10 protein-coding genes are annotated in these 14,068 nt (G+C 68.0%); 3 read left to right on the top strand and 7 right to left on the bottom strand.

Features of this window, described 5'->3' with window-relative positions:
• Positions 1-73: 73 nt before the first annotated feature.
• Positions 74-607 (top strand): alkylhydroperoxidase, AhpD family, encoded by a 534-nt coding sequence (gene ahpD / locus ACW18A_RS13710; RefSeq protein ID WP_492022265.1) that lies wholly within the window; start codon positions 74-76, stop codon positions 605-607.
• On the opposite strand, the gene ACW18A_RS13715 is transcribed toward ahpD, so the two are convergent.
• Positions 604-1,131, bottom strand: coding sequence for an ATPase (locus tag ACW18A_RS13715; protein WP_492022266.1), 528 nt, complete (start codon positions 1,129-1,131; stop codon positions 604-606). The genes ahpD and ACW18A_RS13715 overlap by 4 nt on opposite strands.
• 50 nt (positions 1,132-1,181) lie before the next feature.
• Positions 1,182-2,033 (bottom strand): glutamate racemase, encoded by an 852-nt coding sequence (locus tag ACW18A_RS13720; protein WP_492022267.1) that lies wholly within the window; start codon positions 2,031-2,033, stop codon positions 1,182-1,184.
• 197 nt (positions 2,034-2,230) lie between these two features.
• On the opposite strand from ACW18A_RS13720, the gene ACW18A_RS13725 reads away from it, so the two are divergent.
• Positions 2,231-4,411: a M3 family metallopeptidase gene (locus ACW18A_RS13725; RefSeq protein ID WP_492022268.1), complete on the top strand. Its 2,181-nt coding sequence runs from the start codon at positions 2,231-2,233 to the stop codon at positions 4,409-4,411.
• Between the two features lie 21 nt (positions 4,412-4,432).
• Here the strand turns inward: ACW18A_RS13725 and ACW18A_RS13730 are convergent, their stop codons facing one another.
• The 5 genes from ACW18A_RS13730 to ACW18A_RS13750 form a co-directional block, all read right to left on the bottom strand.
• Positions 4,433-6,409, bottom strand: coding sequence for a hybrid sensor histidine kinase/response regulator (locus tag ACW18A_RS13730; RefSeq protein WP_492022269.1), 1,977 nt, complete (start codon positions 6,407-6,409; stop codon positions 4,433-4,435).
• A gap of 138 nt (positions 6,410-6,547) precedes the next feature.
• Positions 6,548-6,862, bottom strand: a complete 315-nt coding sequence (locus ACW18A_RS13735) for a UrcA family protein (protein ID WP_492022270.1) — start codon at positions 6,860-6,862, stop codon at positions 6,548-6,550.
• Positions 6,863-7,030: 168 nt separating this feature from the next.
• A complete protein-coding gene (locus ACW18A_RS13740) occupies positions 7,031-7,342 on the bottom strand; it encodes a UrcA family protein (protein WP_492022271.1) in 312 nt (103 codons plus the stop codon).
• A gap of 171 nt (positions 7,343-7,513) precedes the next feature.
• Complete coding sequence (ppc, locus tag ACW18A_RS13745; protein ID WP_492022272.1) at positions 7,514-10,237, bottom strand: phosphoenolpyruvate carboxylase; 2,724 nt, start codon at positions 10,235-10,237, stop codon at positions 7,514-7,516.
• A gap of 82 nt (positions 10,238-10,319) precedes the next feature.
• On the bottom strand, positions 10,320-12,275 hold the full coding sequence (locus tag ACW18A_RS13750) for a S9 family peptidase (RefSeq protein ID WP_492022273.1): 1,956 nt from the start codon (positions 12,273-12,275) through the stop codon (positions 10,320-10,322).
• Positions 12,276-12,529: 254 nt separating this feature from the next.
• Between ACW18A_RS13750 and ffh the strand changes: the two genes are divergently transcribed.
• The gene (gene ffh / locus ACW18A_RS13755) at positions 12,530-14,065 is read left to right on the top strand and encodes a signal recognition particle protein (RefSeq protein ID WP_492022274.1); all 1,536 of its coding nucleotides are present in this window, start codon (positions 12,530-12,532) and stop codon (positions 14,063-14,065) included.
• Positions 14,066-14,068: the final 3 nt, after the last annotated feature.

Raw genomic sequence — 14,068 nt, forward strand, 5'->3', positions numbered from 1 at the left:
CCGGCTGACGCATCAATCGGGCTCAAGTAGCGGAGCGACCGCGTCGCGAGCGATAGCCCACCAAGGATCTCCCATGTCCATCGACACGCTCCGCGACCTGATGCCCGGCTACGCCAAGGACATCTCGCTGAACCTCGGCTCCCTCGCCTCCGAGACCGTCCTCAACGACCAGCAGAAATGGGGCTGTTTCCTCGCCTCGGCCCATGCCGTCGGCGTCGCTCCGGTGGTGCGCGCCATCGAGGCCGCCGCGGCTGAAAAGCTCTCGCCCGAGGCCATGACCGCCGCCAGGGCCGCGGCCGCCATCATGGGCATGAACAACATCTACTACCGCTCCCTGCACCTGATGAAGAACCAGGAATACACGACCCTCCCGGCCCGGCTGCGGATGAATGTCCTGGCCAATCCGGGCGTGGACAAGCTTGATTTTGAGCTCTGGTCGACGGCGGTCAGCGCCATCAACGGCTGCGGCGCCTGCATGGACGCCCACGAGAGCGAACTGCGCAAGCATGGCGTCCCCGCCGCCCAGGTCCAGACGGCGCTCCGCATCGCGTCCGTGGTCCACGCCGCCAGCCGTATCGCGGCCTCGGAGACCGCTCTGGGTTCCTAAGGCGCGGGCGTCCCGGCCAGATGGGCGGTCAGTCGCGTAAACTGTTCGCCCATCACCCCGTCGATGACCTCCGCCATCGGCCCGACGCCCGGCCCATTGGCGACGAACGTCCATTTCAGCTGACGGGTCGACGCGTTCGGCGTGTCGGCCCAGCTCATGGTCAGGACGGCGTTCGCCCCCATGATCTGCAGCGGACCGAACGGCGCGTCGACGCGGATCAGCCGTTGCCCCGGCCAGACCAGCACCACCTCGCCGTGCCTGACGCCTCCGCCCGGCAAGGCCTCGCACCAGCAACCGCCGGGGCGCAGATCGAGCGTGATATTGGCCGAGTCGCCGGAATAGGTATGGTCGCTGCTCCACCAGGCGGCGGGGCGGCCGAGCGCGGTCAGCACCGCGTCCGCCGAGGCGACCACCGGGGTCTCATAGGTCAGGGTGAAGCCCGCGTCGGTCCGGGCCGTGACCTCGGCGAAGGATGGGGTCGCAAGACTGGCGACGGCCAGGGCGATGGCGATCATGCGGTTCATGGTGACGTCCTCCCGGGCGCATCGGGCTCCCGGATGGACCCGCCGTCAAGTCAGGCCGCGTCGAAACTGAGCGGCGCGCCCCAGAACTGGCTGACCATATCCGACTGCGGACCGGTCTTGCCTGTGGTGATGAAGTCGCGACGGCCGGTCTCGCCCAGACCGTATTCAGGATGCCGCTCGAAATACCGCTCCAGCGCATCGGCCACCGCCGTCGGCTGGTGGATCAGGGGTGTGCCCGGCGGCAGGGCGGCGGCGAAGATGTGCGCCACGATCTCGTAGTGGGTACAGCCGAGGATGGCCTTGTCCGGATGACGGCCGATACGGCGGCGCAGGGCGTCGACGTGGTCGCCGATCACCACCGTCAGTTCCTCTGCGGGAGCGCCCAGCTCGATCAGGCCGGCCAGGCCCGGGCAGGGCTCGGAGAAGACCGCCAGATCCTCGCGGCGCTTGTCGATCTCGATCTCGTAGACCCGGCTGATGGCCGTGGCGGCGGTGCAGAAGACGCCGGTGATGTCGATGGCCTCGACCTTGTCGCCGCGTCGTTCGGCCTCGTAGGTCCAGGGCAGGCCCGTCGCGGCCTCGATGGTCGGGACGATAATGCCCAGCACATTGACCGGCCGGCCGTGACGCTTCGAGGCCTCGGGCACCCAGGTCTGCTGCAGCCGCCTCAGGGCGACGGCGGACGCCGTATTGCAGGCCAGGACGATGACGCTGGCTCCGGCCTGGAACAGCCGCTCGCAGCCGTTGCGGGTGATGTCGACGATCTCCTCGCCGGTCCGGGACCCGATCGGCGCATTGGCCTGATCGGCCAGGTAGACGAAGTCCCGCGTCGGGAACCGCCGGGTCAGTTCGCGGTGGACCGTCAGCCCGCCCACGCCGCTATCGAATACGCCTATCGCCATGGGTCGGCGTTTAGAGCCTGATCAGGAAAAGTGTAAGCGGTTTTCCGGCGAGATCAGGCTCCACATCAGACCGGGCCTTGAAACAAGGCCCGGGCGCTTGCGTCCTCGTCCAACGGGATTACTTCCTGTTCAGGTGACGGTCAGGCGACTGAGGCCTAGGGTGCCGCCCAACAGAGTCAGATGAACAGGATTCCACTATGCAAAGACGCCAGGTCCTTATCGGCGGCGCGAGCCTGATGGCCCTCGCCGGATGCGCCAGTGCGGGTGCCGGCTCTGCCGGTTTCACTGCCCCGGACGCCGCCTCGGTCGCTCAGGAAGCGCGCATCGCCCGCGCCGTCCTCCCCGCCCAGACGCCGCGCGCCGAACTGCTGCAGGCCTGGGCCGGTCCCTACGAAGGCGTGCCGCCGTGGAACGCGATGACCGCCGACAAGCTGAAGGCCGCGATCATCGAGGGCATCGAGCTGAACCGCGCCGACATCAACGCCATCGCCAGCAATCCGGATGCCCCGACCTTTGCGAACACCGTCGTGGCGATGGAGCTTGCGGGCCAGCCGCTTGACCGGGCCGTGAACCTGTACGGCGTCGCCACGTCGAACATCGGCGGCGAGGCCTATGACGCCATGGACGTCGAGGTGTCGCCCCTGCTGTCGGCAGCCGGCGACGAGATCACGTTCAACACCGCCCTGTTCCAGCGGATCAAGACGGTCGCCGACCATGCTGACCGGGACGGCCTGAACGCCCAACAGAAGCGCCTCGCCGAACGCAGCCGGGACGCCTTCATCCGTTCGGGCGCCAATCTGGACGCCGCCGGCAAGGCGGATCTGGGCCGGATCAACACCGCCCTGTCCAACGCCTTCACCGCCTTCGGCCAGAAGGTGGTGGCCGACGAGAACACCTGGACGGTCATCGCCAGCGAATCCGGCGTCGCCGGCCTGCCTGACTCGAACAAGGCCGCTGCCCGCGCCGCGGCCCAGTCGCGCAATCTGCAGGGCTGGGCCATCGTCAACACCCGCTCCAGCGTCGATCCGTTCCTGACCTTTGCCGATGACCGTGCGCTCCGCGAACAGGTCTGGCGCAAGTTCGTGAACCGCGGCGACAACGGCGACCGCAACGACACCAACGCGACCATCGCCGAGATCGTTCGCCTCAGGAAACAGCGCGCCACCCTGCTGGGTTACGGCAGCCACGCCGCATGGCGGATGCAGGACACGATGGCCAGGACCCCGGCCGCCGCGCAAAGCCTGATGAACCGCGTGTGGGAACCTGCCAAGGCGCGCGTCGCCGAGGAGGTCGCCGACATGAAGGCGATCGCCGGTTTCGACATCGAACCGTGGGACTACCTGTATTTCGCCGAGAAGGTCCGCAAGCAGAAGTACGATCTCGATCAGAACCAGCTGAAGCCCTATTTCGAGCTGGGCGCGGTGCGGAACGCCTCCTTCTACATGGCCGAACGCCTGTACGGCTTCGTCTTCACGGCCAAGCCGCAAACGACGGCCCCGGTCTTCCAGGACGACGTCACCCTGTACGAGGTCACCGACAAGGCCTCAGGCCGTCTGATCGGCCTCTACTACGCCGACGACTTCGCCCGTGCGGGCAAGCGTTCGGGGGCCTGGATGACCACCTACCGGTCGTTCTCGACGCTGGACGGCTCCAGGCCGATCCTCGCCTCCAACAACAATAACTTCGTCAAGCCGGGTGCCGGCGAGCCGCTGCTGATCTCGCTCGACGACGCCGAGACCCTGTTCCACGAGTTCGGCCACGCCCTGCACTATTTCTCGTCGGTCGTGACCTACCCGAGCTTCGGCAACACGCCGCGCGACTTCGTGGAGTATCCGTCCCAGGTGCACGAGCACTGGGTGCTGAGCCGCCCGATCCTGGACCGCTTCATGAAACACTATGAGACCGGGGAGCCCATGCCCCAGGCGCTGGTCGACAAGGTCGAGGCCTCGGCCACCTTCAACCAGGGCTATGCGACGGTCAGCTATCTGTCGTCGGCGATGGTCGATATGGACCTGCACACCCAGGTCACGCCGCCGACCGACATCGACGCCTTCGAGAAGGCTTCGCTGGACCGTCTCGGCATGCCGCACGAGATTGTGATGCGGCACCGCCTCCCGCAGTTCAATCACCTGTTCACGTCCGATGCCTACTCGGCCGGCTACTACAGCTACCTGTGGTCGGAAGTGATGGACGCCGACACCTGGGCCTATTTCGAGCAGTCGGGCGACGTGTTCGATCCGGACATCGGCGGCCGGTTCAAATCGAACATCCTGGCACCGGGCAACACCACCGACCGGGGCGACGCCTATCGCGCGTTCCGGGGCCGCGACCCCGACGTCGCCGCCCTGCTGCGGGTCCGGGGTTTCCCGGTCTCGTAGGCGACAATCAGCCGTCGCAGCTCAGGCTACGGCGGCTTTGTCTTGCGCGGGGCGGGCGTAGGCGTTGAGCGCCGCCATCAGGGCGCGCGGGTCGATGGGCTTGGCGACATGGCCCTGCATCCCGGCCGCGCGGCACTGTTCGATCTGTTCGGGCAAGACGTTGGCGGTCAGGGCCACGATCGGTGTCTGATCGCCCAAGGCGCGGATCGCGCGGGCTGCCGCCGGTCCGTCCATGACCGGCATCTGCATGTCCATCAGGACCAGGTCGTAGGCCGTCCCTGAAACCGCACGCACAGCCTCCTCGCCGTTCTCGACCATGTCGAGGGCGACATCCATCGCGCCCAGCAGGGCCGCGACCAGGGTCCGGTTGGCCGGATTGTCTTCGGCCAGGAGGACACGCAGCGGACGATCCAGCCCGCCGCCCGACGTCTCGGAGACCTTCGCGGTCTCGTCGACGGCCAGCGCCAGGGGCACGCGGAACCAGAAGGTCGAACCCGTCGCGCCGTCGCTCGACGCCCCGATCTCCCCGCCCATGATATCCATCAGCCGGCGCGAGATGGCGAGGCCCAGACCCGTGCCGCCGAACTTGCGCGACACCGAGCCGTCCGCCTGGGTGAAGCGGTCGAACATCTGGTCGATCTGGGCCGGGTCCAGCCCGCAGCCGGTGTCGGTCACGCGGGCGACCAGCGCGGTCGATCCATCGCCGCCGTCCTCCGCCGACAGAACCAGACGGACCGTCCCGGCGTCCGTGAACTTCACCGCATTGCTGAGCAGGTTCAGCAGCACCTGGCGCAGACGCGTCACGTCGCCGGTCAGACGCACGTCATCGGCGACCTCACAGGTCAGGTCCAGCCCCTTGCCGTCGGCCTGGTCGCGCAACAGGGCCGTCGCCCCCTCGCCCAGGGTGGCGATCGAGAAGGGCTCGGGATCCAGCGTCAGGGCACCGGCTTCCAGCTTGGAGAAATCGAGAATGTCGTTGACCACGGTCAGAAGGGTCTCGCCCGCGCTGCGGATCAGATCGAGATAACCCTTGTCGCCCTCCGAAAGACCGCCGCCGGCGCCGATCAGACGCGAGAAGCCGAGGATGCTGGTCAGGGGCGTCCGCAGCTCATGGCTCATATTGGCCAGGAATTCACTCTTGGCGCGCGACGCCGCCTCGGCCTCGAGACGGGCGACATGCAGTTCGGCCTCGGCCTGTTTGCGGGCCGAGATGTCGCGCACGACATCGACGATCTCGATCAGCTCGCCGGCGCCGTTGATCACCAGACGCGGGTTCGCTTCGAGCCAGACCTGATGGCCATCCTTGTGGATACCCCGATATTCGTAGCCTTCCGCCGAGACGGCTTCGCGACGGGCGATCCGTTCGGCCAGCAGGCCGCGGATGCGGACCACGTCCTCGGGCGCCACCAGCTCGGCGGGGGCCTTGCCCAGCATTTCGGACGGCGAATAGCCGATCACGGAACGGGAGGCCGGCGAGACATAGGTCAGGCCCACACCCATGCGATGACGCACGACCATGTCCGAGGTGTGATCGGCGATGAAGCGGAAGGCCCGTTCGCCCTCGATCAGACCGGCGTCATCGACATGCTCGGTCACGTCCATGACCATCCCGACCAGCCAGCGATTGCCGTCAACGTCGACCGGCTGGCGACGTCCCCAGGTCATGTGCTGACGGATCTCTCCCGAAGGGTGCACCGCACGGTAGCGCAGGGTCACCGGCTCGTCGGACCGGAACAGCGTCATGAGGGCGCGCGCCGCCATCTCGGCATCGTCCGGATGGTAGAGCCGGTAGAGGCCTCCGACGGTCGGCACGCCGCTGTCACGGGGCAGGCCGAACAGGTCGAACATCGTCGGCGACCACCAGGCCGTCTCGGTGTCCAGCACCCGCCACCAGCCCGCGCCCGAGCTTTCCATCGCCCGCAGGGCGATAGACCCGGACGCGGTCTCGGGGGTGTGCTCGGTCATGCGCGACTGCCGTTGCTGAACCGGCAGGATCATGGACAATCGCTTCAAACCCGTGAACGCTGGCGCAGGTCGAGCGACACTCCGAGACGGATCAGGCTCTGGATATGAGCGAGAGCCTGAGTCACGCCTTCGCCAGAACCGCGTGGCGGTTCTGACTCAAGCGATCATGCCCTAGCGTCGAGTGACGGGCGTCAGAACCACCATCCGGTCGCTACGGGCGCGGGCGTAGTCCTCGCGGTGAGCCGCCGGCAACTGGCTCAGGGCCTCGACACGGAACCGCCTGACGCACTGAGCGTCCGGCAGCGGCGCGCCGACCGTGCAAGCGGACCGCGCCAGGCGATCGACCCGAAGGTCGAACCGGGCCGCACCCTCGCGCGAAGCAAGGTCGAGATCGCCGAAGGCGATGCGGTAATCAGACGCCGAGGCGGCCCCGGCGGAAAGGATCGCGACGGCGAGAACGGCCGAGGCGGCGGCGAAACGGATCATCTCTTGGCTCCTGGTGTGTGTGTGTCGCTCTTTGCGGCGGCCCGACCTGAGTGCGACCCGATTGTTTCCTGACCGTGTGCGACCGGCGGCCGAAAAGCGACGCTTGATGAATTCGCGGCCATGGAGAGCGGCCGTTCCCGGGACGGCGTCACCGTCCCGGGAGTCAGGTCAGCCGTAGAAGATGGGAACCATGGCCAGGACCCGGCCGGAGCGGGCGCGGGCGTAGTCGTCGCGGCGGGCGGCGGGCAGCTGGCGCAGGGCTTCGCTGCGGAAGCGAGCGCGGCACTGGACATCCGGCAGCGGCGCGCCAAGCCGGCAGGCGCGATCAGCGGCGTCCCGGACGCGTGCGTCGAAGGTGGCGGCGCCGGCGAGCGAACCGAGATCCAGATCGCCGATCACGATCCGGTGGTCCTGGGCAGAGGCGGTGCCGGCGGAAAGGAGGAGAGATCCGGCGAGGGCGGCGATGGCGAAGGTCTTCATGGCTGGGGCATCCTGCTGAGCGTCGCGGGGAGACGACGCCGCCCCTATGACGGCCTTCGGTGACAGGGCTGCGCGCCGACGGTGACGCTGCGATGAATCCTTTCGGACAATCCCGCCCTGAGCGTTAAGTCGTGTTCATGTAGCCTGCGGACGGCACGATCATGTCCCCAACTAGCCGCTGTTGCGCAAACCCGCTGCTACGCCGTTGATCGCCAGCAGAATGCCCTCGCGTACCCGGGGGTCATCGTCGCCTGCCCGACGCCTGCGGATCAGTTCGATCTGTACGTGGTTCAGCGGCTCGACATAGGGCATCCGCAGCCGGATCAGCCGGTCGAGCTCCGGCTGGCTGCCCAGCAGTTCCGTCTGACCGGTGACGGCAAGGACCGCGTCGCGCGTCCGGTCCCACTCGGCCTGAAGCGCGCCGAAGAGGGTCGCAGCGAGCGCCTGATCCGGAACGAGCGAGGCGTAGCGACGGGCGATGGTCATGTCCGACTTGGCCATGATCATCTCCATGTTCTGGATCAGGGTCCGGAAGAAGGGCCACGCCCTGGCCATGGCCTGCAACTCGGCCATGTCCTGTCCCTGAACTGCGGAGCCGAAGCCGAACCAGCCCGGCAGCATGACCCGGCTCTGCGACCAGCTGAGCACCCAGGGGATGGCGCGCAGATCCTCGATGGCGGTGGAGGCCGTGCGCGACGTCGGCCGCGAGCCGATCTTCAGCTCGGCGATCTCGTTGATCGGGGTAGCGGCGCGGAAATAGTCGACGAAACCCGGCGTCTCATAGACCAGGGCCCGATAGGCGGCCATGGAGGCGACCGACAGGGCCGAGGCCGTCGCGCCATGCCTGGCCGTCATCGCCTCGTCCGGCGGCGGCGCGAGCGAGGCGATCAGGGTCCCGGCGGTCAGGGCGTCCAGGTTCCGGCGCGCCACGTCGGGTTCGCCGTATTTGTTGGCGATGACCTCACCCTGTTCGGTGATCCGGATGCGCCCGGCCACTGTGCCCGTCGGTTGGGACAGGACGCCGGCGAAGCTGGAGCCCCCGCCGCGTCCCACTGCTCCGCCGCGGCCGTGGAACAGCTGCAGCCGCAGGCCCGCCGCCCGGGTCACGCTGAGCAGGGCCCGCGACGCCTCGTGCAGCTCCCAGGTCGAGGTCAGGTAGGAGCCGTCCTTGTTGGAGTCAGAGTAGCCGATCATCACCTCCTGCACCCCGCGCGCCCTGGCGACGGCGAGGGCGGACGGCTCCTGGAACAGGCGCTCCAGTGTGGGCTTCGCGGCGCGTAGATCGTCGATGGTCTCGAACAGGGGGGCGGCCTGGATCGGGCACTCGCCGGGCGCATCGGGCCGGTAGAGGCCGACCTCCTTGAGCAGAAGATAGACTTCCAGCATGTCCGAGGCCGCGTCGGTCTTGGACACGATATGGGTGCGGATGGCGTCCGGCCCGAACGTCGCCAGGGCCTCCGCCGCAGCCTGGAGGATCGCCCGCTCCTTCAAGGTCTCGGGGGCATAGCTCGCATAGGGGCTGAACAGCAGGCGGGGCGCCGCCAGCTCGGCCGCCAGCAAGGCCAGCCGCGCCTCCTCGTCCAGCGCCGCATAGTCAGGACAGACCCCCGCCACCTTCAGCAGATCGCCGACGACGCGCGCATGGACGTCGGAGTTCTGGCGCAGATCCAGCGTCGCCATGTGGAATCCGAACACATCGACCGTGGCGATCAGGCGCGACAGACCGTCGTCGGCGAAGACCGCGCCGTGGCTGGCGACCAGGCTGTCGTGGAGGATGGCGAGGTCGGTCCGGAACTCGCCGGGCCCGGCATAGGGTGGAGCTGCGAACGGCGCCGGGCGCGGCGTGGTCTGGCCCGTCAGGATCGGATGGGTCGCCGACAGTCGCGCGTAGATCTGGCTCAGCGCCCGTCGATAGGGCTCGTCGGCCCGGTGCGGCGACAGGTCTCCCGATCCATCGGCCAGGGCCTTCAGCGCCGGACTGATTTCCGCCAGCGATCCCGACAGGCTGAGTTCCGCGCCGAGGGCGTTGGTCGCCTCCAGATAGTGGCGCATCACCGCCTTGGCGGGGGTGGCGAAGGCGGCTCTCAGCGCATTGGCGTCGACATTGGGGTTGCCGTCCCGGTCGCCGCCGACCCAGGCACCGATGCGAATGAAGGGTTTGAGCTCAGGCGCGTCCAGCCGACGACGCCAGTCGATCAACTGTTCCGGCGCGACCCTGAGGAAGACCCGCTCAAGGAACGACACCACCGTGTCGATCTCGTCCTGCACGACAAGACCCGTGGTCCGGACCAGCCGGGTCGCCCAAAGGATCACGGTCTGGCGGCGCAGGCTGTTGATCATCCCCTCGGGCGCGCCGGCCAGGCCCTGTTCCTCGAAACCCGGGCGGTCGCAGGCGTCGAGCAGGTCCGACACGGTCGCGATCCGGTCGATGACGCTCTTCCTGCGCACCTCCGACGGGTGGGCCGTCAGCACGGGCGAGATCAGGGCCTCCGACAACAGGGCCCGCGCCTCCTCGACCGTCCGCCCAGCCGCCGTCAACCGCGCCAGCGCGCCTTCGGGCGTGTCGGGCCGCGCGCCCTCGGCGGTCTGGCTGCGCGCCCGTCGCTTGCCGGCCCGGTCCTCTGCGACATTGGCCAGCAGGGAGAAAACCGCGAATCCGTGCGCGAGCCCGACCGCGTCATCGAGGGACAGCTCGTTCAGAAGCCGCTCCAGCTCGGCCGAGCCCTTGGCGCCCGGGTGCCTGTGATAGCCGACCGAGGCCACCCGCACCGCCTCGATCCGGTCGTAGAGGTCCTGGCCACCTTCGTCGCGAATGACCTCGCCAAGCAGGCCGCCGAGTAGCCGCACCTCCTCGCGAAGGCGATCGTCAGCAACGGGTTCGGCGGAAACGGGCATGGTCATCTCGTTCAGCGGGGAGGCTGGAGCGAGACCGTAACAGCGGTCGGCGGCGTGACCAGCCCCCGAGGCGGCGTGAAACCTATTGTGCGCCCACTGTAACAGGCTCGATCGCCAGCACCTGGCGCAGGAACAGGCTCGTCACCTCGGCCTGACCATCGGAGTTGAACTTCTTGCGGAATCCGTGGCCCTCATTGGTGGCCAGCAGATACCAGACAGGGCGGCCCTCGGCGCGAACGGCGTCGACGATCTGTTCGGATTCGCTCTGGGGCACGCGCGGATCGTTGGCACCCTGAATGACCAGCAGCGGCGCGGTCATGGCGTCGGTCAGGTGGATCGGCGAGATCCGGTCGAACACGGCCCGCATGGCCGGGTCGCGCTCATCGCCGTATTCGGCCCGGCGCAGGTCGCGGCGATAGGCCTCGGTATTCTCCAGGAAGCTGACGAAGTTCGCGATGCCGAAAATATTCACTGCCCCGGCCAGCCGGTCCGAATAGGCCGCCAGCGAGGCCAGCACCATGAAGCCCCCATAGGATCCGCCGTGGACGACCACTCGCTCCGGGTCCAGATCGGGCTGGGTCGCGATCCAGTCCAGCAACGCGCCGATGTCCTGCACCGAGGCCTGACGCAGCGGGCCGTTGTCGGCTGCCAGCCAGGTCTTGCCGTAGCCGGTGGACCCTCGCACGTTGGGCACGATGACCACCGCCCCAAGGTCGGCGACCCACTGCTGGTAGGTCAAGCCGAAGCCCGGTCGCGCCTGACCCTCAGGCCCGCCGTGGATATCAATGATGACCGGGCGACGCCCCTCGCCGCCCGGTGGGCGATAGACGAAAGCCGGAATCTGCAGGGCGTCGAAGCTGGGATAGCGCACCAGTTCGGGTGTGACGAAGGTCCCGGGGTCCAGCGGACCGACCTCGGACCGGGTCCACCGCGTCAGCCCGCCGCCGGACACGTCCCAGCTCCAGACGTCGCCCGAGCTGGTCGGGGTCGACATGCCGATCGCCAGTTTCGAACCGTCGGGCGAGAATGCCAGCGACCCCAGGACGCCGGCCGGCAGCTCGGGCTGAGGCAGGGCGCGGCGGGTGATGAAATCGCGCACGGCCACCCTGGAATAGCCGTCCTCGTTGATCGACCAGGCCAGCAGCCGGCCGTCATCCGACAGGTCGAAATCGTCAACGTCCCAGGTCGAGGCCTCGGTCAGGGGCGTCACGGCACCGTCCGCCAGCGCGATCTCGACCAGCCGCAGCGCCTCGCCGCCTTCGTCGGAGGTGGTGACGATCGAGCGGCCGTCACGGGTGAACTCGCCACCACTGTAGGCCACCGGCGTAGAGCGCTCGCGGATGCGGCTCGCCTGACCGGTCACCAGGTCGAGCAGCCACAGGCGGACGTCCAGGACCGAGATGTACTGGGACAACAGCGCCTTCGTCCCGTCCGGCGAGATATCGACCGGCGAAAACTGGCCTGTTCCCTCGAACACGACGCGGCGGCTCGACGGATCGCCGACCGTCATGGCCAGGATGTCGTAGTCGGACTGGCCCCGCTCGACCCGGTTCCAGATCGCAAGCCTGCCGTCGTCCGAGAACACCGGACCGCCGTTGCGTGTGTTCGGCTCGGTGATCGCGACATCGCCGCCGGTCAGACCGGCCACGAAGGTCTGGAAATTCTCGGCCCCGCCGGCGTCGCGCTGATACGCGAACCGGTCGGTCCCCGGGATTGTTCGGGCACCCGAGACGGGCTCGGAGAAGAAGGTGATCTGGGTCCGGTCTGCGCCGGGGGCGGCGACGCGGTGGAGCTGGGCCGTCTCCCCGAAGCGGGTCGAGATCAGCATCGAGCCGTCCTCCATCCAGTCCTGGAAACCGGCCGACCGGGCATTGCGATAGCGTTGCAGGTCGGATTTCAACTCAGCGGGAATCTCGGGGATGCCGCTGTAGATCAGGGTGCCGGCTTCGCGGCGCTCTGGCGCGGCGGTCTGGGCCAGGACGGGGGCCCCGCCGATCGAGACTATCAGCGCGAGGGTTAGGGGACGGGTGAAACGCATGGGACTTCCTCCGGAACCAGGCGAGGATAGGAGGCGCATGACGCTGACTTGGCAAGGCGACGTTCGCCCGGACCTTGTCTTCGCCAGCTTTTTCCGCCATAGACCGCCGCTTCCGGCGCAAGTGAACCCTGCGTCTCCACCATCACGACCCCGGTTTCGACCGGACGAGGATGGCGAGAACCCCCTGCCGACGTGATCGTCGCCAGGGGCCGTTGTCGTATGGAGCCGCCTCACCCGCCAAATGAGGTAGTGAATTGTTCGAGGCTCTGAACGAGCGGCTGACAGGCGTCTTCGACCGGATCACCGGCCGCGGTGCCCTGTCCGAAAAGGACGTCTCCGAGGCGATGCGCGAAGTGCGCGTGGCTCTTCTGGAGGCCGACGTCGCCCTGCCGGTCGTCAAGGACTTCATCGCCTTCGCCACCGAGAAGGCCACCGGCGAAGACGTCATCCGCTCGGTCAAGCCGGCCGATCAGGTGGTCAAGATCGTCTATGACGGCCTGGTCGAGATGCTGGGCGGCGAGGAGCCGACCCCGCTCAACCTGAACGCCACGCCGCCCGCCGTCATCCTGATGGCCGGCCTGCAGGGCTCGGGCAAGACGACGTCCTCGGCCAAGCTGGCGCTGCGCCTGACGAAGTTCGATCGCAAGAAGGTCATGATGGCCTCGCTGGACACGCGTCGTCCGGCCGCCATGGAACAGCTGGCCCAGCTGGGCAAACAGATCGAGGTCGTGACCCTGCCGATCGTAGCGGGCGAGAGCGCGGTCCAGATCACCCGCCGGGCCCTGACCTCGGCGAAGCTGCAGGGCTTTGATGTCCTGATCCTCGACACCGCCGGCCGCATCACCCTCGACGAGGGTCTGATGGCCGAGGTCGCCGAGGTCGCCGACATTTCGAAACCCGTCGAGACCCTGCTGGTCGCCGACAGCCTGACCGGCCAGGACGCCGTCCGCACCGCCAAGGCCTTCCACGAACGCCTGCCCCTGACCGGCCTGATCCTGACCCGCGCCGACGGCGACGGTCGTGGCGGTGCCATGCTGTCGATGCGCGCCGTCACCGGCCTGCCGATCAAATACATGGGGTCGGGCGAAAAGGTCGACGCGCTGGAGGTGTTCGACGCCCGCCGCGTCGCCGGCCGCATCCTGGGTCAGGGGGACATCGTCGCCCTCGTCGAAAAGGCGTCCCAGGACCTGGACGCGTCCAAGGCCGAGGCCATGGCCCGCAAACTGGCCAAGGGCCAGTTCGACCTCAACGATCTCGCCGCCCAGCTGCAGCAGATGAAGCGGATGGGCGGTCTTCAGGGCATCATGGGCATGCTGCCCGGCGTGGCCAAAATGAAGAACCAGATGGCGGAGAGCGGCGTCGACGACCGCATGATCCTGCGCCAGGAAGCCATCATCTCCTCGATGACCAGGGCCGAGCGCAAGAAGCCCGACCTGCTCAACGCCTCGCGCCGCAAGCGGATCGCCGCGGGCGCGGGCGTCGAGGTCCAGGACATCAACCGCCTGCTCAAACAGCACCGGCAGATGGCCGACATGGTCAAGTCCATGTCGAAGGGCGGCCCGCGCAAGATGCAGCAGATGGCCGCCATGCTGGGCGGTCTCGGCGGCGGCGCGCCCGGCATGGGCGGCGGCCCAGACCTCAACCGTTTGAAAGCCATGGGGGGCGGCAGGATGCCCGAACCCTCGGCTGACGAAATGAAAGCCATTCAGGACCGGCTCGCCGGACTGGGTGGCGGACAACTCCCGGGAGGCCTTCCGGGTCTTCCCGGCCTACCCACCAAGAAAAACTGATCC

Source organism: Brevundimonas sp. AVps5 (genome assembly GCF_058681515.1).

What these genes read in the sequence shown, in the direction of transcription:
- ahpD (WP_492022265.1), top strand. Translation starts at nt 74, where the DNA reads ATGTCCATCGACACGCTCCGCGACCTGATGCCCGGCTACGCCAAGGAC.
- ACW18A_RS13715 (WP_492022266.1), bottom strand. Translation starts at nt 1,131, where the DNA reads ATGAACCGCATGATCGCCATCGCCCTGGCCGTCGCCAGTCTTGCGACC.
- ACW18A_RS13720 (WP_492022267.1), bottom strand. Translation starts at nt 2,033, where the DNA reads ATGGCGATAGGCGTATTCGATAGCGGCGTGGGCGGGCTGACGGTCCAC.
- ACW18A_RS13725 (WP_492022268.1), top strand. Translation starts at nt 2,231, where the DNA reads ATGCAAAGACGCCAGGTCCTTATCGGCGGCGCGAGCCTGATGGCCCTC.
- ACW18A_RS13730 (WP_492022269.1), bottom strand. Translation starts at nt 6,409, where the DNA reads ATGATCCTGCCGGTTCAGCAACGGCAGTCGCGCATGACCGAGCACACC.
- ACW18A_RS13735 (WP_492022270.1), bottom strand. Translation starts at nt 6,862, where the DNA reads ATGATCCGTTTCGCCGCCGCCTCGGCCGTTCTCGCCGTCGCGATCCTT.
- ACW18A_RS13740 (WP_492022271.1), bottom strand. Translation starts at nt 7,342, where the DNA reads ATGAAGACCTTCGCCATCGCCGCCCTCGCCGGATCTCTCCTCCTTTCC.
- ppc (WP_492022272.1), bottom strand. Translation starts at nt 10,237, where the DNA reads ATGCCCGTTTCCGCCGAACCCGTTGCTGACGATCGCCTTCGCGAGGAG.
- ACW18A_RS13750 (WP_492022273.1), bottom strand. Translation starts at nt 12,275, where the DNA reads ATGCGTTTCACCCGTCCCCTAACCCTCGCGCTGATAGTCTCGATCGGC.